The organism is Vibrio ostreae (genome assembly GCF_019226825.1).
GTDB lineage: Bacteria > Pseudomonadota > Gammaproteobacteria > Enterobacterales > Vibrionaceae > Vibrio > Vibrio ostreae.
Genome location: NZ_CP076642.1, coordinates 907,645 through 927,563 on the forward strand (window position 1 = coordinate 907,645; position 19,919 = coordinate 927,563).

Consider the following 19,919-nt stretch of genomic DNA (forward strand, 5'->3'; position numbering starts at 1 on the left):
CCGTGCGCGACCGACTCTCTATCCGCTCTTACAGTGCGCACGCCACCAGCCATCTGCATCACTATCATCAGGTTGTGATCCCGTTATCCGGGTCTATTGAAATGGAACTGGGTGGCAGTGCCAAACCGCTGCGGGCGGGGATTGGGGATTGTGTGGTGATCCGCGCAGCCACGCGCCACGATTTCCGGGCATCGTCAGCTTTTCGCTTTTTGGTCGCCGACCTCTCTCAGCTACCGGATAACCTGGCTCATTCTGAGGTCACCGATTTCATACTCGACGCCCCGGCACTGGCCTTTGCACAGTTTGTCGATTCACAGTTAAGCAGCGAGGTGGACAATAGAATTGAAGATAAAATACTGGATCTTTTTCTCGATTTGCTTGCCCGTCAACGCCTTGCCGCACCGCTAGACAACCGGATTCAGAAGGCGCTGCAGGTAATGCGTGATAATCTGGCCATGCCACTCACCATAAATCAGTTAGCCCGTGTCGCCTGTCTGAGCAGTACCCAATACAAGACTCTGTTCAAAGCCAGTATGGGCATGACCACTTTTCAGTACCTGACCAAGCTACGTATGGAGCGGGCACGTGCTCTGTTGTCTCACTCCGATCTGCCGATCGCTCTGATTGCCGAACAAGTCGGTTTTGTTGACCCCTCAGCATTTAGCCGTAGTTTCAGCCGTTATTTTGGCCAGCCGCCAAAATACTTTAATGCCCGAAGAGGCTAACCACCGCCGGACATAACACCATCGTTTCAGCGTAGCAAAACGTCTTTTCAGCACAATTTTTTCTTTTGATTGCTATACGATTTCCCGGTCAATATTGATTTCATAAGGCCGGTTTATGCGAAACAAGCACACACTCTATTCTCAGCAAACACTGACCGCTCTGGCACCGGTGCTGTTCTTACTGATGTGGAGCAGCGGAGCAGTGATGGCCAAAGTGGGGTTGCAACACGCCTCCGTATGGAGCTTCCTGATTGCCCGTTCAGCCATTTCTTTGCTTCTGATTTTACTGCTGTTAGGTCTGTTCAGGGGCTGGCGATCTATTCGTTTACCGACGCTCGACTGGTCAACGGTCTGCAATGTGCTGGGCGCGGGCCTCCTGGTGCAGGCTGGCTATCTGAGTGGTTATTTTCTGGCTCTGCAGCACGGTTTATCGCCGGGTATTGTAACCGTGATCCTCGGGTTACAGCCGTTACTCACCCCATTGCTGACCCGACAAAAACAGAGCGGCTTGGCCGTATTGTGCCTTTTGGGTGGCTTTTTCGGACTATGTCTTGCTGTCGCGGGTTCTTCCTCTGGTGCTGAACTAAACTGGACAGGGATCATCTGCGCGGCTCTGGCGCTGCTGGCCATTACCTGGGGTACGATTTTTCAAAGCCGTATCACGCTCGATACCATGGATTCGATATGGTATCAGAATAGCCTGGCACTACTCGTGTTTAGCCTGATTCAGTTATTCCAGCCCTGGCACATGGTCTGGAATCAGGAACTGATCGCTTCGTTGCTGTGGATGAGCGTTATCGTATCAACCGGGGCTTTATTGCTACTGATGCTGATGCTCAAACAGCGTTCTGCCAGCCAGGTCAGTGTGTTGTTTTACGCGATTCCTGCCCTGGCCATGCTGTTTGATTTTATCTGGTTCGATACCCGTTTATCACTGCTGTCACTTTCAGGTCTCGCGCTGGTCGCGGTCAGTGTCTGGCACTATACCCGGTATCAGGCTCGCTTACAGCAAGCGAGTCCGGCTCGGCAACCAGGCCAAACCGAACTGGTTAACGCTCCGGGGCATCACAAGGGCTGAATATCCAGCCGGGAGAGCAGAGAGGGGAATCCCCAGCCATCCTGCCCCGCATGCACGGGCTCCCCCGTCAGGTACTCATAAATGGTCGGCGCCAGTGACCCGTTGGCCTGACTATGAATCGGCCCGGCATTCGGGCCGATCGGCGTCCCCCAGAAGCCGAGAAAAGCATCTTTTTCGAGGTAGCTTTCACCGGCATGGCGACCCGGAACCTTGGTGTTGTAGCCTATCCCCTCACGCGGAAACAGGTTCACACTGCCCGCCCTGTCCTCTTCATAAATCGCGGCCAACTGGTTGACCGAGTCGGGGCGGGCACTGAAACGGGTTAAATCACGCCACTCAGCAGACGTGCACCAACTGGTGACATCACCTTCGCGTGCGCGGTACAGGCATTTATCCACCAACTGGCTATAATGATCGAGCGCTTTGTCATCCGGTGCAGGCAAATACGGATTGAGCACCTGAACATCCAGTAAACGAGCCTGACTGTCCACACCAGAGTAATACCGTCGATCGCCGCGGCGGCGAATGATCTCATCGAGCCGCTGGCCGTCACGTTCACCAACCAGACGCACACTACACAGCTTGCTGTCACAAGCCGATTCACGCACCACCAGATAATCGAGGGTATCACCCAAGCGCCGGACACTTTCACTAATGATATCCAGCGCTTTGTCTGCCTGCGCGGGCTGCCAGCGGGTCAGTTGCTGATAAACCGGCTGAACCTCCCATCCGGCACGGGCATTAAAGAAGTCGAGCATATAGTTGCCGCCAGCTGTCGATGCCACCACGACATCCACTCCGCGGTAGGCCGGCGGATCAATCGCATTGGTCAGTTTGGGGCCTTCGCCTTCATCCGAAGAGATTTTCTCAACCACTATTCGGTAGCCCAGATCCTCCTGCAGCGCTGTGAAAATCTGTTGCTCCGGATTCAGCGTGTAATAAACCGGAGCCAGGCCATGGTCACCGGCCATCCCCCACAACGTGTGGTCGTATACCCCGGCCTGACGATACACATCCTCAAATCGTCCCAGCCAATAATCCAGCCGGTTAAGTTCGCCGGTCGGCATCAGAATCTCATCGCTGAACGGCCCGGTAAAATGAGCGAAGTGATCCGGCCAGGGATTATAGATCAAGGTGTAATCCGGCATACCCTGAATGTCCTTGCTGGCGTAATCGCGCAAGGCCTGCTGCAATGTCCACTTACGACTCAAACGGGTCAGAACATCCCATTTACCGATCTGCTGGTAACCCTCAATTTGTTCAATCAACGCCCGGCGCATTGCACTAAGTTCTTGTTCCACCCCGGCACGGACTGCCAGTTCACGCAGACAGCGCTTTTCACCAAAATCGCGCTGCGCTTCTCCGACGCCAAGATTAATCAGGCTATCGTAAGTCACATGGGCGTTCCAATCATACTGGGCATTACAATTGAGTGTTTTGAGGTAGTCGAGACGATCAAACATGGTTTGCATCCCGCGCTCACCGGCCAGTCTGTCCAGTTGCAATGCATCATTGCCGTAAAAATAGTAGGCCCTGTCTTGCTGCCGGTCGACGAAATGGAAGTTAGGAATCCCGGTTCCGCCCGGTCCGGAAACTTTAGCACCCGTTTTTATCAGGGGTAAATTACGCACACTGATGGTCGGCGTTGAAGAAATCCCGACTTCAGCTATCGCGCTATGCCGACTGTGGTACAGCCGTTTAAAGAACGGCAGATAATTGGGATCGCGGTAAGTCTGCTCAGCCAGCGTCTGCAGAAAACGAGTCTGCTGCTGATGATCAGGACTGGACGTAGTGAGCGGCGATTTGAGCTCAGGCGCTGCCAGATGTCGCTGATAGGCGTGGCCGAGAAAAGGCAGCTCCGGCTGAACCAGGCCCTGCATCAACCCTTGCTGCAGACCGTCAACCGTCACTTGAACCGCCAAACGTCGCTGCTCCAGGCCTTGTAAAAACGCTGCCACTTGAGCCGGAGACTCATCCAGTGTATCCACCAGCCAGTCATTGAGGCGCTGAGTGCGTTCCTGCCGGTAAACGTACTGTCGATAACCTTTGAGCACATTGAGGCGGACAAAATCAATCAATGAAACCGTTACGGCCTCAGCTTTGTTGTTGTTTTTGTTTGCATTTTCCGGTTTGGCATCGTCCAGCACCGCCTGCACGGCATGCTTGATGTCGCCCTCGTCCATTCCGTCTGCTGCTCTTGTAAGCAAGCCGACAACGATAGGCTCAATTTTGGCAACTAATGCCCTGTCCTGCTCGCTATCAGTCAGATACTGGTAGTGCGCTGGCAGCTGCTCGAGATCCTGCCACTCACCAATATCCACCAGCGCATCGTACAAGGTCACCAGGGTCGCAATAAACTCACGATCAACTTTAATCCCTTCCTGATGGGCCTGGTCCTTGCTGTGAGTGGCCGGCGCAGATCGTGCCTGCTCACCAAGATGATACAAGCTGTGATGAAAACCGGTTAACGCTCTGTCGTCATAAACGCCGCTCAAATACGATTTGAACTGATCGCCCGCCGCCATTCCGCTGTAGCGGTCATAGTACTGGTATAAAAAGTAGCCCAGCGGAATGGCATAAGCCGGATTGGAAATTTGGCTGATCACCCGCGCTTTCACGCCCGCCTCCAGTGGCAGCGTCAGTATATAGCTGTCCAGTGTCACTCCGGCGATGGTAAACAGCGTCGCATCACGCGCCACCACAGTGGAATAGCTCAGCGTTGAGACCACCTGATTTTTGAGGATTTCACCTGCATTGAATACCCCGCCAATCACCGGCACTTCGCCCAGTGCGGCATACGCTGGTGACGTAAGACTCATGCTACATGCAGCAGCCAATAGCGACCGCCGCAAGGCACGCTGTGCTGTTTTCTTTATGATCATCAGATCTTTCCAATTCATCCTTTTGCATATCTGGCCCTAACCATAGCACCGGCGTCTAAATTTTCGATGTTGATGACCAAGATTTGTGAAATGCGCTCTATAACCAGATAGCGATGCTAAGTTCATTATAAAGATCATAAGGTTATGGAAATTAGATTCTGCGCGGCTGATAACATGGTAACCGTGGCGGAGAAAGAGTTCTCGTTTTGACATAGCGACGAACGGACTACGCTGTTAACATACTCCACCTAAAGTTGACCCGGTTACCAGGGCATTACGTTTATCTGCGCAGACTACTCCTTCCGCAGTCACTTTTTTATCTTATCAACAAGCAGAATACACCACATGCAAAACCCCGAAATCTCCACTTCGCCTTCACTCTCTCGTCAGCTGTTTAAAATGACCTGGCCAATGCTGTTTGGCGTCTTATCCCTGATGAGCTTTCAGTTGATTGACAGTGCCTTCATCGGCCAGTTGGGCGTTCTGCCTCTGGCGGCACAAGGCTTTACTATGCCGATTCAGATGATCATCATCGGGGTTCAGGTCGGTCTGGGTATCGCGACGACCGCGGTGATTTCACGCGCTTTGGGTGCAGGTCAGGCTAAGTACGCCCGTCAGCTTGGCGGTTTAGTGGTCGCCATAGGGAGTATTGGCGTGGCCGTGTTCGGTATCCTGCTTTACTGGCTACGTGAACCGATTTTAACGCTGCTCAGCGCACCACAAACAATCTTCAGTATTATCGACAGCTACTGGATTTGGTGGGTTATCAGCGCCTGGACCGGTGCAGTGCTGTATTTCCTCTACAGTCTATGCCGTGCCAACGGTAATACGATGTTGCCGGGCACCATCATGATGCTGACCAGCGTGCTCAACCTGGTACTCGACCCGCTGTTTATTTTCGTGTTTGACTTTGGCATTAACGGCGCCGCCATGGCAACCATTGTGGCCTTTGGCATTGGTATCGTGATCGTGGCGCCGCGTGTGTCCTCGAAACACTGGATGCTGTTTGACTGGAGCGATCTCGATATCGCCCAAAGCATTCGCTCTATCGGTCACATCATGGGGCCGGCGATGCTGAGCCAGTTGCTGCCGCCACTCTCTTCGATGCTGGCGACCAAATTACTGGCCGGGTTCGGCACTGCGGCGGTTGCCGCGTGGGCGCTGGGATCGCGTTATGAATTTTTTGCCATTGTGTCTGTATTGGCGCTCACTATGTCCATTCCGCCGATGGTGGGTCGCTTGCTGGGTTCGAATCAGGTCGGTGATATTCGTAAACTGGTGGCCATCGCTATTCGTTTTATCCTGATTTTCCAACTGTTTATTGCATTGGTTACCCTGGCTTTGTCCACCCCGCTGGCCAGCCTGATGACCAGCGAAAGCAGCGTTGAATCAATTCTGAACTGGCATCTGATGATTGTACCGCTCAGCCTTGGCCCGTTAGGTATTTGTATGCTGATGGTGTCCGTCGCAAACGCTCTGGGTAAATCGTATGTCGCGCTGACCATTTCCGCTCTGCGCCTGTTCGCTTTCTTCCTGCCATGTTTATGGCTGGGCGCACAACTCGGCGACTTAAAAGGTCTGTTTATCGGTGCTTTTATCGGTAATATTCTGGCCGGGGCTTCGGCGTGGAGCCTTTACCAGCGCACTTTATACCGGATTGAACATCAGGCAGCCCGCGCTTAACCTGGCCGCGATCCAATACACGGTTCTGACTATTAAATCTGACCATTAAAAAAGGCGCTCTGATGAGCGCCTTAACTGTATTGATTTCGGCTAGATTAGCGGTTGCGACGAGCTTCAACTGCATTGGCCAGTTGGCGCAGCAGTGTCTCGGTATCTTCCCAGCCGATACACGCGTCAGTTATCGACTGACCGTAAACCGGCGCTTCACCATCCACCAGATCCTGACGACCTTCGACCAGGTGAGATTCAACCATCACTCCGAAAATAGCATTTTCGCCGTTTGCAATCTGACCCGCAACGTCTTCACCCACCACCATCTGGCGCTGGTACTGTTTCGAGCTGTTAGCGTGGCTGAAGTCTATCATCACTTTCTGAGACAGACCTGCACCCTCGAGTTTATGTTTCACTTCACTGACGTGTGCTTCACTGTAGTTCGGCTCTTTACCACCACGCAGAATGATGTGACAGTCAGGGTTACCCGCAGTTTCCACAATCGCAGAATGACCGTACTTAGTCACTGACAGGAAGTTGTGTGATGCACTGGCTGAGCGGATTGCGTCCGCAGCGATCTTGATGTTGCCATCAGTACCGTTTTTGAAACCAACCGGGCAAGACAGGCCAGAAGCCAACTCACGGTGAACCTGAGATTCAGTGGTACGCGCACCAATCGCACCCCAGCTGATCAGATCGGCCACATATTGCGGGGTGATCATATCCAGGAATTCGCTTGCCGTCGGCATACCCATATCAGTCAGATCAAGCAGCAGTTTACGCCCAATACGTAAACCATCGTTGATCTCGTAGGTATCGTTCAGGTACGGGTCGTTGATAAGGCCTTTCCAACCAACAGTGGTACGCGGTTTTTCGAAGTAAACACGCATCACCACTTCCAGTTGACCGCTTAACTCCTCACGCAGTGCTTTCAGGCGTTTGCCGTATTCCAGCGCTGCCTGTGGATCGTGAATCGAACATGGACCGACAATCACCAGCAGGCGATCGTCTTTATCCTGCATGATGTTATGAATCGCGCTTCGAGCCTGAAAAGTGGTAGAAGAAGCAACTTCAGTCGCCGGAAACTTCTCCAGAACAGCAACTGGCGGTAATAACTCTTTAATTTGTTTAATATTTACATCATCGGTTTGGTACATTGCTTACTTCTTCCTGTTACGTCTTGCTGCTGACTATTCGAACGGAAATAGTCTCTCCCAGAGCAGGGTCGACTTGCTACCCTCGTAACTTATCCACTTCGACCATCAAGAGCAAGCATTATTTCCAACCAAAAGCAATATATGTAAATTATTTACACTTTACATTGGGTGTAATTATTTATTTACAGCCATAGCAGCTGAGGAAAAACCGACTTGTTTCTAATGCAAGCTTTTGTTTTTCATCAATATTAAGTACTGGTTTCAGCCCCATCAGTTGCGGCCAGAAACAACCACCTTTAATCAGGCTGTGCAACTGCACATTGGCAAACTCAACGTCAGCAATATTGAGTTGCCCTTTGTCCGCCTGATGTTTCAGCCAGCGCGCCAGCTGAGTTTCCTTACTGGCCATTTGCTCTGAATGCTGAGCCAGTTCCTGTGGTCGATACAGATAGTGCCCCAGCACCACACGTGCCAGGTCAAGGTATTCACCCGAACTCAGAATGTCAATTTCACTTAGCAGCAACTGCTCTAGTTGTTGCTGCAACGGCAGTGACGCAAGTTGGTCTGAATCAATAAGATTAGCCGTTGCCTGCCACAGATTGGCCAGTAAGGTCATCACCAGCGCCTCTTTTGAAGCAAAGTGATTGTAGACGGTACGCTTAGACACCTGCGCCATCGCGGCGATTTTGTCCATACTGGTGTTCTGCGCACCAAATTCGCGAAAAGCGTCCATTGCGGCTTGAAGTATCGCTTCGCGCTTCAATTCACTACGGGTCTTTTTCATTTCGACTACCTGGTTCATTTCAATTACCTGGGTGTTCATGTTCGTTTTCTCAATAATACACTAACCGAGTGAGTTACACTATGTAGTGTACTTTACTAAACTTCTCGGTGTACTTTATTAAACTGCATGGTTTACTTTATTACACTAGATAGTTTACTTTTTGGATTGAGATATGTAAACTACACCGACTAGTTTACTTAGAATCTTATTGCAATCGTCACAAACGTTTCATTTTTTTGGTGAACACTATGCCTGAACCATTTGTGTGATTGCGACAACAAAAAGGACGCCTATGAATATCGAATCTACATACGAAACTTCCCAAGAGCTCCCGATGCGCAACGGCAAATTTGCCAACAGCGAAGTCGTCAATAAAAACACACTGCGTGATTTTCTCTCGATCTCTTGGGCCTATCTGACCTCTGAGCGTGAGGAGAACACACCAAAAAAGCCAATGCCTGTTCAGGAGATCACTGCTGAACAGCTGAATGAAGAAAGCCAAGATGTGGTTTACCGTCTCGGCCATTCCACCGTTTTACTGAGACTGGACAACCAGTGGATCCTGACCGATCCCGTGTTCAGTGACCGGGCATCACCGGTGCAGTGGATGGGCCCTAAGCGTTTTCACCAGCCACCGATTGCCTTAGAAAATTTGCCGTACATCGATGTGGTGCTGATCAGTCATGACCACTATGATCATCTCGACAAAGCTGCGGTCAAAGTCCTGGCTGATAAAGTCGGCTGTTTTCTGGTTCCGCTTGAACTGGGTAAACTGCTGATCAAATGGGGCTTACCGGCCGACAAAATTCACGAGTTTTCCTGGTGGCAAAGCGCTCAGCTAGGCTCAATTGAATTTGCCTTTACCCCGACCCAGCATTTCTCTGGTCGCGGAATCAATGATCGAAACAACACTTTATGGGGCAGTTGGGTCATGAAAGGCACACAGAAGTCGGTATTTTTCAGCGGTGATTCCGGCTATTTCAGCGGCTTTAAACAGATCGGCGAACGTTTTGGCCCGTTTGATTTAACCCTGGTTGAAACCGGGGCGTACAGCTCGCTGTGGTCGGAAGTTCACATGTTCCCCAACCAAAGCCTGCAAGCGCATATCGATTTACGCGGTAAAGTGATGTTGCCGATTCATAACAGCACATTTGATTTGTCCCTGCACCGCTGGTACGAACCGCTGGAACAAGTCGCCGCACTGGCGCACAACCTGAATGTTCAGGTCACGACTCCCATGATAGGCGAGCGCATGGTGCTGTCCCAGCCTAAACCACTGGAAAAATGGTGGCGCAGCAGCGTAACCACACCTGTCGCCGATGTCGCGCCACAACAGGTGTATGACGCGACCTAATCCCCATAAATGACAATACCCACGACGGTCCTAGTACATACGATGGATTAGCGCGACACCCGGGTCAGCACAGTCCGGCAGGGTGACGATGCCCAGAGCCGATAATTGCACTTTACCACCGCCAGCAGCAAAAATGCCGCGCACAGGTTATGTAACACTGCCGCCCAAAGCGGCAAGCTCATCACGACATTGGCCATGCCGAGCAGCACTTGCAGCATCAGGACGCCCAGCACATGACCGGCCAGTTTATTTTCCTCTGCTGCCCGCAGTGTCATCACCAGTATACCAACGACCAGGATAGTCAGTATGGCACCAAATCGGTGAGCAACATGAATGGTCAGCCGCGGTCCATAATCCAGCACACCAAATTCATAGCTGTCATGACCATAGTGAATCGGAGTAAAGGCCGTTTTGAAATCGAGATGCTGAGTCCAGTTACCTTCGCATATCGGTAAACTGCTGCACATCAACGCGGCATAATTGGAAGACGTCCATCCTCCTAACATGATCTGCCCCACTACCACCACAAGTGCAGCACCAGCCAGGGCACGCAACGTACCACTCTGCGCTCGCATTGGCTGAGAATTCAAACCCGGTGATAATTGCCAGTAAAGCAGAAACAAGGCACACAACAGGCTCAACCCTCCCAACAGATGCCCCATGACCACCAGAGGCAGCAGCTTGAGTGTCACCGTCCACATGCCGAGCACCGCCTGAAAAATAACGATGCCAGTAATCAGAATCGGTAGCCCGACCGCTACCGGTCGATAACGGATACACAGGGTTGTAATGGCAAACACCACCAGGCCCAGCGTTGCTGCGAAGTACCGGTGAATCATTTCGGCCCAGGCTTTAGCTGGCTCCACCTCCAGATGCGGATAGAGAAACTCAGCCTTCTTCAGGGCCTGATCTGACAGGGGAACCGTAAAATGGCCATAGCATCCGGGCCAGTCCGGACAACCGAGTCCGGCATCGGATAAACGGGTATAGGCTCCGAGAATGATCACCATCAACGTCAGTAGCAGGCTGAAACGCACCAGAGAGAGCAAAATAGTTGAACGGGCGGTCTGCCTATGAGAGATGGCAAATAACCTGTGTTTGTCTGTTGGATGAGTCAGCATAACCTTCCCCTGTCCTGGTTAACCCACGCGGGATAACTTAAGTAGCTTGCGCATATCAGCCAGCACACTGCGACTGAGCGCTACCTGCTGCTCCGCCGATGCGGTATAGCCCATAACTAACTGACCAAGCGGATCAATGATCACCAGTTGCACAGCGCCGACCGTTTGTATAAAGCGTTGATTAACCGTTATGCGGGGCAGAGTCAGGTCACGAATAGCGTTCAAATCACTGCCTGCACTGAGCAAAAGTACCGGGCTAACCCGGCCCTGCTCTTTACCTAATGCGGTATGGCTTTGGGTCAGCAGATGAAGTTGCTGGCGGCAAGCATCATCACATTGATCGGGAACCAGATAAGCCATCTGCCAGCGACTGTGCTGCAGGGGATTGTCTATCCCAAGCTGGCTCAGCGTGACACGCGGTTCAATTAAAGTGCCTTTATTGGTGATACCGCTCTGATACCAGTGGTTGGAGAGCACCGCTTTCGCAACCAACGCCGGCAGCGCGAAAAACAGCACGATGGCGATAAGAATTACTCGGCCTTTGGTTTTTGCTTGCATATATGCCTCCTTACTTCGCTTGGCTTCGTGTGGCTTAGCTGTTTCAAATCCGGCCCGCACCGGCTCACTGCGAGTTTGGCTGTTTGGTTTGATGCTTCGCGTCCGGACTTTGTTTTGTCTTGTCCGCACTGGACAAACGCATATCGCGGGCTCGCCGCCGATACTTTTTCAACAGGATCAGCGAAATCATTGCCAGTACGGCCGCCATAGTGAACCACTGCAGTGCGTAGCCAAAATGCTTGTGCGAACTCATCGCCAGAGGCTGCCAGGGCTGAGCATAGGGCCAGGCAGACTGCTGAGGTTGCAGCACCGCTGCAACCACCGGCTCTCCAAGCCAGCGCGACAATTCGGTCAGATTGAGATTCTGAATCCGGTGCGGAGTGTCAGCCTCAATGAGTAGCTTCGAACTAAGCGGATTGGCTGAACGGGTGTACAGCCGGCCGGTTAAACTCTGCACTTGATGCAGCCATTCGACTTGCGGCAGCATACTGCGCTGCAATCCGGCGGCGACAAAACCAAGTTCGACCAGCAACCAATCACCATCTACCGTGCGTCCCAACTGATAGGCCAGATATCCCACCTGTCCGTCCATTGTCTGGTTATCAAGTAAAAAGGTCCGGGTTGTATCAGGTTCGAAAATGACTTTTACCCTCACGCCGGTTATCTGCTCCGGGGCATACGTTGCCAACGCCTGCTTAAGACTCACTGGGGCCATCTGCTGATAGTCGGCCAGGCGCGATTCCAACAGCTGCTTTTCCTCGCCACGAGCCCATTGCCATAGTCCCAATTTGACCAACAAGATAAATACAGCCACAGTTAATGCTATCCCCAACCACAATTTTCCCCACCCGCGCAAAGGAGGCACCATGCTGCCACTGGCTGTGAAAATCATTTTGGTCTTACTCTTGCTGTTCATCATCGTTAATCTCGCACGAGCCTTGATCCAGATGGTCAGAGAACCGGATGAGGGAGAGAACCAACGTCCGATGAGTCACTATCTCGGGCGGCGCCTGCTCCTGTCCGCCTGCGTGGTATTGCTGCTGGTCCTCGCTTTGTTAAGTGGCTGGTTGCATCCTAATGCCAGCCCTTACTAACGCCCTCCGCGCCTGGTCCTCTTTTTCTGCGGCCGCCGCTTTAAAGCACGTAAACAAATACAAACAGACACAGCCACACCACATCCACGAAGTGCCAGTACCAGCTCCCGGCCTGAAAGGCAAAATGGTCTCCGGGCGTAAAATGATCCTTGGCAATACGACCCAGCAAAACGATGAGAAACAGCGTGCCCAGACAAACGTGCATGCCGTGAAAACCGGTCAGTAAAAAGAAAGTGTTACCGTACACACCGGATTGCAGGGTGAGCCCCATCTCATGGTAAGCATGGGCATACTCAACACCCTGGAAGTAGAGGAAAAACCCGGCCAGCACTATGGTAATTTCCAGCCATACAATTAAGGCCATACGCCGGTTACGCTCCAGACTGAGATGGGCCATATGTAACGTCACCGATGACGCCAGCAGAATAATGGTGTTTTTCAGCGGAATACCTTGCCATGGCATTGCCTGAGTGGTTGTGCCATCTGGTGTGCTCAGTAGTGGCCAGATGGCCTCAAAACCAGGCCACAAGACTTCATGGGTCATCGCATTGTTACTGGCTCCGCCCAACCAGGGTACCGCTATCATACGGGCGTAGAAAAGCGCACCAAAAAATGCACCAAAGAACATCACTTCCGAAAAAATGAACCAACTCATCCCCTGACGAAAGGAGCGCGCTATCTGCGCCGAGTAAAGCCCAGACATCGACTCCATAATCACACTACGAAACCAGCCAGCCAGCATAAACAGCAACACAAAAAAGCCGCCAAACAGAATAATTTTGCCGACCACGCCACCGGCGCTGTCACTACCGGCATGCTGCACCGTGATACCCGCTCCAAGCGCCAGCAAAAACAGGGCGACGGCCCCCACAATCGGCCAGTGACTCTGGGCCGGAACATAATAAGCAGAGCTTTTATTACTCATGATTTGCTCCTTGAGTCACCGCTTGCCCCAAACGGGCCAGTGACTGTGGATCAGCTTTGGCAGTAATGTTATACAGCGTATAAGAGAGGGTCAGGGTGTGAATCGAAGCCGGTAAGTCCGGTTCAAGGTAAAAAATCAGCGCCATCTCGGCTTCACCTTGTGCTGCCAGCGGCTGCTGATTGAAACAAAAACACTCGATTTTATTAAAGTACCCCGCCCCCAGCCCTGGTGATACCGAAGGCACGGCCTGTCCGACGATTGCAGATCCTGATACATTGTGGGCACGATAGGCGGTCTGTATTACTTCGCCCGGATGCACATCCATATGAGTAACTTGCGGGGTAAATGTCCACGGCATGTCGTGGGTGACGTGAGCCATAAATTCAACCCGAATGGTACGCGACTCGTCAATTTGCATTCCTTGCGGCTGAATGCTGGCCTGGTTGCTGGTTTTACCGTTGATGCCCAGTTGCTCGCACATAATGTCGTACAACGGCACCAGCGCAAAACCGAATCCGAACATCAGGCACACCGCCAACAGCAATTTGACGGTCAGCTTGCGATTGCGGGTCTCAGAGCAAGGCGTGTTCATACTCTGCTCCCCTAATCCACTTTCGGCGGAGTTGCAAACGTATGGTGTGGGGCCGGACTCGGAACTGTCCATTCCAGGCCTTCTGCCCGTTGCCACGGTTTTGCCTCAGCGGGCTTACCACCACGAATGCACTTGAGCACCAGCCACAAAAAGATCAGTTGCGACAAACCAAATGCAAACCCACCGATAGAAACTATCTGATTCACATCAGCAAACTGAATCGCATAATCCGGGATCCGGCGCGGCATGCCGGCCAGTCCCAGAAAGTGCATCGGGAAAAACAGTACATTGACCGAAATCACCGAGCACCAAAAATGCCAGCGGCTCAGGCGCTCGTCATACATGTGTCCGGTCCACTTTGGCAACCAGTAATAAGCCGCCGCCATAATCGAAAATACCGCTCCCGATACCAACACGTAATGAAAGTGTGCCACGACAAAATAGGTATCGTGATACTGGAAATCAGCTGGGACAATCGCCAGCATCAGCCCTGAAAATCCGCCGATGGTGAACAACACGATGAACGCAATCGCAAACAGCATCGGCGTTTCAAACGTGAGCGAGCCGCGCCACATGGTCGCCACCCAGTTAAAGACTTTGACACCGGTCGGCACTGCAATCAGCATGGTGCAATACATAAAGAACAGCTCAGCGAAGACCGGCATGCCGGTAGTGAACATATGGTGTGCCCAGACCAGAAATGACAGCAGTGCAATACTGCTGGTCGCATAGACCATTGAGTGGTAGCCAAAGAGCTTCTTGCCGCTAAATGCGGGAATTATCGCCGAAATTATACCAAATGACGGCAAAATCATAATGTATACTTCAGGGTGGCCAAAGAACCAGAAAATGTGTTGGAACATCACCGGATCGCCACCACCAGCCGCGTCAAAGAAGCTGGTTCCGAAGTATTTATCGGTCAGCACCATGGTCACCGCCCCCGCCAGCACTGGCATCACCGCAATCAGCAGAAACGCAGTGATCAGCCAGGTCCAGACAAACATCGGTAGTTTGAACCAGGTCATGCCCGGCGCACGCATATTGACTATGGTCACAATAACGTTGATCGCGCCCATAATGGAGCTGATACCCATAATATGCACCGAAAAGACGAACAGTGCCGTACTGTCCGGCCCATAGGTAGTCGAAAGCGGCGCATAGAAAGTCCAGCCGAAATTGGGTCCGCCGCCCTCAGTAAATAACGACGCAAGCAGGATCAAAAATGCAAATGGCAATATCCAGAAACTGAGGTTATTCATGCGTGGTAGCGCCATATCCGGCGCGCCGATCATCAGCGGGATCATCCAGTTGGCGAGGCCGGTAAAGGCAGGCATCACCGCACCGAACACCATAATCAAGCCATGGACTGTGGTCATCTGATTAAAGAATTCTGGCTCGACCAACTGCAGACCGGGCTGAAACAATTCTGCCCGGATCACCATCGCCATCGCACCGCCGGTCAGGAACATGATAAAGCTGAACCAAAGATAAAGCGTACCGATGTCTTTATGATTGGTGGAATAAATCCAGCGCGCCAGACCCGAAGGCGCCGCGTGATGAGCATGCCCCTCCAGCACCGCGCTACTGTGGGAACGGGTTATATCTGCATCGGCAGCGGGTGCCGATTTTGCGTGCTGTTCGGTCGACGGTTTCATTGCGCCTCCTCGCCAGTGGCTTGTCCCTGAGTTTTAAACGCGTTGATATCCGAAGCCTGCACCGTATCTCCGGTATTATTGCCCCAAGCGTTACGCTGATAGGTGATCACCGCGGCCAGTTCTTTATCGCTGAGCTGGTTACCAAAGGCCTGCATTGCCGTGCCGGAACGGCCGTTTACCACAACACCAAGATGCTGTTCCAGCGGGCCTGTCGCAACCGGGCTGCCTTTAATGGCAGGGAAAGCGCCGGGAACCCCCATACCGGTCGGTTGATGGCACACCGAACAACGCTCAAGATAAATTTTTTCGCCCAGGGCCATCGACTCTTCCAGAGAAACGGAGCTTTGCAGCGCTTGCTGTGCCTCTGCCCGGGCGGCAGCAATCTGCACTTTTTTATCCGCCAACCACGCTTCGTAATTCTGTTCCGTCATGGCATGTACCACAATGGGCATAAAACCATGGGCGCGCCCGCACAGTTCTGCACACTGACCACGGTACACGCCGGGCTTGTCGATTCGGGTCCAGGCTTCATTGATAAAACCGGGGATGGTGTCTTTTTTAACGGCAAAATCAGGCACCCACCAGGAATGGATCACATCATCTGAGGTGAGCAGAAACCGGACTTTGCGGTTGATGGGCAGCACCAGTGGCTGATCCACTTCCAACAAATAATGCGCGCCTTTCTCTTCATTGCCCTCGATCTGTTGCTGAGAAGTGGCTAACAGACTGTAAAACTCGACATCCTGATCGAAGTAGCTGTAGTGCCACTTCCACTGGGAGCCGGTCACTTTAATGGTCAAATCCGACTGTGAGGTATCTTCCATCGCAATGAGCGTGGTGGAGGCAGGAATCGCCATGCCAATCAGGATAAGTACAGGGATGATGGTCCAGATGATTTCGACTTTAGTACTTTCGTGGAAATCAGCCGCGACTGCGCCTCTGGACTTGCGATGTTTGAAAATGGCATAGAACATAACGCCAAACACCACTAACGCAATGACGACACAGATATAAAAAATCAGCATGTGCAAATGGTAAACCTTGCCACTGATCTCGGTTACACCTTGTGTCATATTCAGCGAATGTTCAGCAGAAATAGCAGGAGCAGCAAAACTAATCAGCAATACATCAGTCAGCAGCCACAGGTTGATGACGAACCTTCTCAAGAGATCTCTCCTTCGCTAAGCCAGCGTAAACTGCGCGTTTCAGGATCCACTCCGTGTGAACATCGAACTCAACACGACTTGTTATATTTATGTTAACCAAAGACTAGTAAGTGTTTCAATTTTGTTCAAGCACGTCGCACGGAAAGTCTTGCGGCCAGATAAGTAACTGAAAATTTGTCCTAAGATTGCTATAGGTTAGGATGACAATACTGGCAGGCGGCTACTCCATTCGCTTGCAGTCGGTTTAGCGATTGCGCCCTCATAACCGAGAATCAATATCACTTAGACTAAAACTTACAATACATTCAACAAGGTGATCGCCATGATGCAACAAGTCACGCAATGGTTAGCAAAAGACCCCGACCCGAAAACGCGCCAAGAACTGCAACGCCTGATTGATACTCAGGCCACAGAGGAACTGGCATCACGCTTTCAAGCGCGCCTCGAATTCGGTACAGCTGGCCTGCGCGGCAAAGTCGGTTGCGGACCAAACCGGATGAATCGTCTGGTGATTCAGGAAACAGCCACCGGACTGGGTGAATACCTCATCAAACACGTCGATAATGCCAAGATGCGAGGTGTAGTCGTCGGTTACGACGGACGCCCTGATTCAGAGCAATTTGCCCATGATACCGCTGCGGTGCTGACTGCCCTTGGCATCAAAGTGTATCTGACCCATAAAGTCGCGCCGACGCCTGTTGTTGCCTTCGGGGTCAAACATTTCAAAGCGACCGCTGCCGTAGTTGTTACCGCCAGTCATAACCCGCCAGAGTATAATGGCTTCAAGGTTTACTGGGAGAATGGCGCGCAAATCATACCGCCTCATGATGGTGGTATCGCCGCTGAAATAGAGCTGGCTGCAACCCGTGCCGTTCCCCTGATGGCACTGGATGATGCCCATCAGATAGGCCTGCTGGAGTGGTTAGATAATGCGTATTACCAGACCTATCGCCGCACTCTGGAAAGCAGTAAGTTACTCAACAATCATACGAATCCGCAAAGTATTACCCTGGCTTATACCGCCATGCACGGTGTCGGCGCGGACATGGCAGAAAGTCTGTTGCGTGATGCCGGATTTAAAAATGTCCTGAGCGTCGCTGAGCAACGTGAGCCGGACGGCCGCTTCCCGACCGTCAATTTCCCCAACCCCGAAGAAGCCGGCGCGATGGATATGGTGATCGCCCTGGCCGATTCTGTTGAGGCCGAGCTGGCCTGCGCCAACGATCCCGATGCTGACCGCTTTGCCGTCGCAGTGCGCCGCAGCGATGGCGAGTATCAGATGCTGACCGGCGATCAGGTCGGAACGCTGTTCGCCGAATACCTGCTCAGTCACACCGATGCCAGCAAGCAGCTGGTCGGCAATACCATCGTCTCTTCCAGCTTGCTGGGCAAAATTGCTGCGGCACACGGCGCACAATATTACCAGACCCTGACTGGCTTCAAATGGCTGACCAATGTCGCGATGCAGCAACAAAGCCCGCAGCATCAGTTCCTGTTCGCTTATGAAGAAGCGCTGGGTTATACCCTGGGGCAAACCGTATGGGACAAAGACGGCCTCTCAGCGCTGGTTGGATTTGCCCAGCTTGCAGCCGAGCTTTACAGTCAAGGCAAAACCATCTGGGATCAGCTCGAAGCCATCTATCGTCAGCACGGCCTGTACGTCACCGCTCAGTGCAGTATTGCGCTCGATCCAACTCAGCCAGCGGTCGGTGACAGACTGCGTGCCGAGCCTCCGCACGAGATTGCCGGCCGGGTAGTCACTGTGATGGAAGATCTGAAATCATCAATACGCTATCTGGCTGATGGCAGCACAGAAAACATCGACCTGCCTGCCAGTGATGTGCTGATTTACCATCTTGAAGGGGGGGCGCGTGTCATCGTCAGACCGTCCGGTACTGAACCGAAACTAAAATGTTACTACGAGGTGGTGGGCAGCTTCTCTCACAACGAGAGCTATGCCAGTGCCCAGGAACGGGCTGATGAACTACTCTCGCTGCTCATGAGTGAACATCAGCACAGCCTGACCTGAGCCATCAACGACAAAGCCCTGCCAGATAGGCAGGGCTTTGCTCTTGGTATCAGACCAGCCGTCAGTTATACCAAAACATCCAACATGCTAGCATCGTACTCTTGCAGCGGCTGGGCGTCACGAACCAATTCCACATAGTTCGGGTTAGCAATAAACGGACGACCAATCGCCACTAACTCGAATTTGCCCTGTTCTATCGCTTGTGCACTGCTTTGTGCCGTAAAGCCGCCTGATGCCATCAGCGTACCTGAATAGTGTTTGCGCATATACTCCGACACTTTACCATCCAGATAGTCAAATTCCATGCTGTCATCAAACATGCCTTCGTGCAGGTAAGCCAGTTCACGTTTGCCAAGCTCAGCCAGCAGGTAATCGAACACCGCACGATCACGGGCATCCGGGTTGATATGGGTATACGCACCCGGTGACAAACGCAGGCCAGTGCGCTCACCACCGATACGAGCGATGATCGCATCAATAACCGCCAGAGGAAAACGCGCCATATTCTCCGGCGTTTGACCAAATTCATCCTCACGCTGGTTGGTATCAAAGTGCAGGAACTGGTCAAGCAGATAGCCGTTAGCGCCGTGAATTTCCACCCCATCAAAACCTGCCACAAGTGCGTTTTCCGCAGCCGTCACATAATCTTCGATCAGTTGCTCAATCTCTTCTTTACTGGCGGCTTTCGGCACCACATAAGTCAGATCACGACGACGCGGGACACTGCCATCAAAGGCAAGCGCAGACGGGCCAATCACCTCACCACCACCAAAAAACTCCGGATGAGCCACACGGCCGGTGTGCCATAGCTGGGCGAAAATCTTGCCGCCACGCTCATGCACCGCCTGAGTCACTTTAGTCCATCCTGCGATCTGCTCATCGCTGAACAGTCCCGGGGTATCCGGATATCCCTGACCATCGGGGCGGATAATAGTGGCCTCAGAAATAATCAAACCCGCGTCAGCGCGGCGCGCGTAATAGGCCGCCATTTCGTCAGTGGGTATCAGACCAGCAGCGGCCATACAACGCGTCAGCGGCGCCATCACAATGCGGTTGCTTAAGGTGATCTGCTCATTAAGAGCATAAGGTTGAAACAATAAATCGGTCATAGAACTATCCTGGTAT

General features: G+C 52.3%; 17 protein-coding genes. 6 read left to right on the forward strand and 11 right to left on the reverse strand.

Translation table 11 applies throughout. The features are described 5' to 3' along the window. The first annotated feature begins 2 nt into the window (after window positions 1–2). Together KNV97_RS03920 and KNV97_RS03925 are read left to right on the forward strand one after the other, a co-directional pair. The gene (locus KNV97_RS03920) at window positions 3–725 is read left to right on the forward strand and encodes an AraC family transcriptional regulator (protein WP_136483753.1); all 723 of its coding nucleotides are present in this window, start codon (window positions 3–5) and stop codon (window positions 723–725) included. 115 nt (window positions 726–840) lie between these two features. Next, the gene (locus tag KNV97_RS03925) at window positions 841–1,803 is read left to right on the forward strand and encodes a DMT family transporter (protein WP_240798132.1); all 963 of its coding nucleotides are present in this window, start codon (window positions 841–843) and stop codon (window positions 1,801–1,803) included. Here KNV97_RS03925 and KNV97_RS03930 read toward each other — a convergent pair. Then, window positions 1,791–4,622, reverse strand: a complete 2,832-nt coding sequence (locus KNV97_RS03930; protein WP_256611418.1) for an alkaline phosphatase family protein — start codon at window positions 4,620–4,622, stop codon at window positions 1,791–1,793. The genes KNV97_RS03925 and KNV97_RS03930 overlap by 13 nt on opposite strands. 408 nt (window positions 4,623–5,030) lie before the next feature. On the opposite strand from KNV97_RS03930, the gene KNV97_RS03935 reads away from it, so the two are divergent. Next, window positions 5,031–6,368 carry an MATE family efflux transporter gene (locus tag KNV97_RS03935; protein WP_136483751.1) on the forward strand — a complete coding sequence of 446 codons (1,338 nt, stop codon included), beginning with the start codon at window positions 5,031–5,033 and terminating at the stop codon, window positions 6,366–6,368. A 95-nt stretch (window positions 6,369–6,463) separates the two neighbouring features. Here the strand turns inward: KNV97_RS03935 and aroG are convergent, their stop codons facing one another. Further along, on the reverse strand, window positions 6,464–7,516 hold the full coding sequence (aroG, locus tag KNV97_RS03940; protein ID WP_136483750.1) for a 3-deoxy-7-phosphoheptulonate synthase AroG: 1,053 nt from the start codon (window positions 7,514–7,516) through the stop codon (window positions 6,464–6,466). A 178-nt stretch (window positions 7,517–7,694) separates the two neighbouring features. Then, a complete protein-coding gene (locus KNV97_RS03945) occupies window positions 7,695–8,339 on the reverse strand; it encodes a TetR/AcrR family transcriptional regulator (RefSeq protein ID WP_240798130.1) in 645 nt (214 codons plus the stop codon). Window positions 8,340–8,592: 253 nt separating this feature from the next. On the opposite strand from KNV97_RS03945, the gene KNV97_RS03950 reads away from it, so the two are divergent. After that, a complete protein-coding gene (locus KNV97_RS03950) occupies window positions 8,593–9,654 on the forward strand; it encodes an MBL fold metallo-hydrolase (RefSeq protein WP_136483749.1) in 1,062 nt (353 codons plus the stop codon). A gap of 47 nt (window positions 9,655–9,701) precedes the next feature. On the opposite strand, the gene KNV97_RS03955 is transcribed toward KNV97_RS03950, so the two are convergent. The 3 genes from KNV97_RS03955 to KNV97_RS03965 form a co-directional block, all read right to left on the reverse strand. After that, window positions 9,702–10,775: a COX15/CtaA family protein gene (locus KNV97_RS03955; RefSeq protein WP_218561581.1), complete on the reverse strand. Its 1,074-nt coding sequence runs from the start codon at window positions 10,773–10,775 to the stop codon at window positions 9,702–9,704. Between the two features lie 18 nt (window positions 10,776–10,793). Continuing rightward, the gene (locus KNV97_RS03960) at window positions 10,794–11,333 is read right to left on the reverse strand and encodes a hypothetical protein (RefSeq protein WP_136483747.1); all 540 of its coding nucleotides are present in this window, start codon (window positions 11,331–11,333) and stop codon (window positions 10,794–10,796) included. A gap of 64 nt (window positions 11,334–11,397) precedes the next feature. Beyond that, the gene (locus tag KNV97_RS03965; RefSeq protein ID WP_256611424.1) at window positions 11,398–12,147 is read right to left on the reverse strand and encodes an SURF1 family protein; all 750 of its coding nucleotides are present in this window, start codon (window positions 12,145–12,147) and stop codon (window positions 11,398–11,400) included. 52 nt (window positions 12,148–12,199) lie between these two features. Between KNV97_RS03965 and KNV97_RS03970 the strand changes: the two genes are divergently transcribed. After that, window positions 12,200–12,427 (forward strand): DUF2909 family protein, encoded by a 228-nt coding sequence (locus KNV97_RS03970; protein ID WP_218561582.1) that lies wholly within the window; start codon window positions 12,200–12,202, stop codon window positions 12,425–12,427. A 40-nt stretch (window positions 12,428–12,467) separates the two neighbouring features. Here the strand turns inward: KNV97_RS03970 and KNV97_RS03975 are convergent, their stop codons facing one another. The 4 genes from KNV97_RS03975 to coxB are packed head-to-tail and all read right to left on the reverse strand — an operon-like array spanning window position 12,468 to window position 16,765. After that, a complete protein-coding gene (locus tag KNV97_RS03975) occupies window positions 12,468–13,352 on the reverse strand; it encodes a cytochrome c oxidase subunit 3 (RefSeq protein ID WP_218561583.1) in 885 nt (294 codons plus the stop codon). After that, on the reverse strand, window positions 13,345–13,944 hold the full coding sequence (locus tag KNV97_RS03980; RefSeq protein WP_136483744.1) for a cytochrome c oxidase assembly protein: 600 nt from the start codon (window positions 13,942–13,944) through the stop codon (window positions 13,345–13,347). The genes KNV97_RS03975 and KNV97_RS03980 overlap by 8 nt, the downstream gene beginning before the upstream one ends. An 11-nt stretch (window positions 13,945–13,955) precedes the next feature. Then, window positions 13,956–15,599 (reverse strand): cytochrome c oxidase subunit I, encoded by a 1,644-nt coding sequence (gene ctaD / locus KNV97_RS03985; RefSeq protein WP_218561584.1) that lies wholly within the window; start codon window positions 15,597–15,599, stop codon window positions 13,956–13,958. Then, entirely contained in the window at window positions 15,596–16,765 is a 1,170-nt protein-coding gene (coxB, locus tag KNV97_RS03990; protein ID WP_256611428.1) for a cytochrome c oxidase subunit II, read from the reverse strand. The genes ctaD and coxB overlap by 4 nt, the downstream gene beginning before the upstream one ends. 322 nt (window positions 16,766–17,087) lie before the next feature. Between coxB and KNV97_RS03995 the strand changes: the two genes are divergently transcribed. Next, window positions 17,088–18,794, forward strand: coding sequence for a phospho-sugar mutase (locus tag KNV97_RS03995; protein ID WP_218561585.1), 1,707 nt, complete (start codon window positions 17,088–17,090; stop codon window positions 18,792–18,794). A 65-nt stretch (window positions 18,795–18,859) separates the two neighbouring features. On the opposite strand, the gene KNV97_RS04000 is transcribed toward KNV97_RS03995, so the two are convergent. After that, a complete protein-coding gene (locus tag KNV97_RS04000; RefSeq protein ID WP_136483741.1) occupies window positions 18,860–19,903 on the reverse strand; it encodes an alkene reductase in 1,044 nt (347 codons plus the stop codon). Between the last annotated feature and the right edge of the window lie 16 nt (window positions 19,904–19,919).

Excerpts from the sequence above, each read along its gene's own strand:
- KNV97_RS03935 (WP_136483751.1), top strand. The coding sequence starts at position 5,031 with ATGCAAAACCCCGAAATCTCCACTTCGCCTTCACTCTCTCGTCAGCTG.
- KNV97_RS03980 (WP_136483744.1), bottom strand. The coding sequence starts at position 13,944 with ATGAACACGCCTTGCTCTGAGACCCGCAATCGCAAGCTGACCGTCAAA.
- KNV97_RS03955 (WP_218561581.1), bottom strand. The coding sequence starts at position 10,775 with ATGCTGACTCATCCAACAGACAAACACAGGTTATTTGCCATCTCTCAT.
- KNV97_RS04000 (WP_136483741.1), bottom strand. The coding sequence starts at position 19,903 with ATGACCGATTTATTGTTTCAACCTTATGCTCTTAATGAGCAGATCACC.
- KNV97_RS03925 (WP_240798132.1), top strand. The coding sequence starts at position 841 with ATGCGAAACAAGCACACACTCTATTCTCAGCAAACACTGACCGCTCTG.
- KNV97_RS03930 (WP_256611418.1), bottom strand. The coding sequence starts at position 4,622 with ATGAGTCTTACGTCACCAGCGTATGCCGCACTGGGCGAAGTGCCGGTG.
- KNV97_RS03960 (WP_136483747.1), bottom strand. The coding sequence starts at position 11,333 with ATGCAAGCAAAAACCAAAGGCCGAGTAATTCTTATCGCCATCGTGCTG.
- KNV97_RS03950 (WP_136483749.1), top strand. The coding sequence starts at position 8,593 with ATGAATATCGAATCTACATACGAAACTTCCCAAGAGCTCCCGATGCGC.
- KNV97_RS03975 (WP_218561583.1), bottom strand. The coding sequence starts at position 13,352 with ATGAGTAATAAAAGCTCTGCTTATTATGTTCCGGCCCAGAGTCACTGG.
- aroG (WP_136483750.1), bottom strand. The coding sequence starts at position 7,516 with ATGTACCAAACCGATGATGTAAATATTAAACAAATTAAAGAGTTATTA.
- KNV97_RS03945 (WP_240798130.1), bottom strand. The coding sequence starts at position 8,339 with ATGAACACCCAGGTAATTGAAATGAACCAGGTAGTCGAAATGAAAAAG.
- ctaD (WP_218561584.1), bottom strand. The coding sequence starts at position 15,599 with ATGAAACCGTCGACCGAACAGCACGCAAAATCGGCACCCGCTGCCGAT.
- KNV97_RS03995 (WP_218561585.1), top strand. The coding sequence starts at position 17,088 with ATGATGCAACAAGTCACGCAATGGTTAGCAAAAGACCCCGACCCGAAA.
- KNV97_RS03970 (WP_218561582.1), top strand. The coding sequence starts at position 12,200 with ATGCTGCCACTGGCTGTGAAAATCATTTTGGTCTTACTCTTGCTGTTC.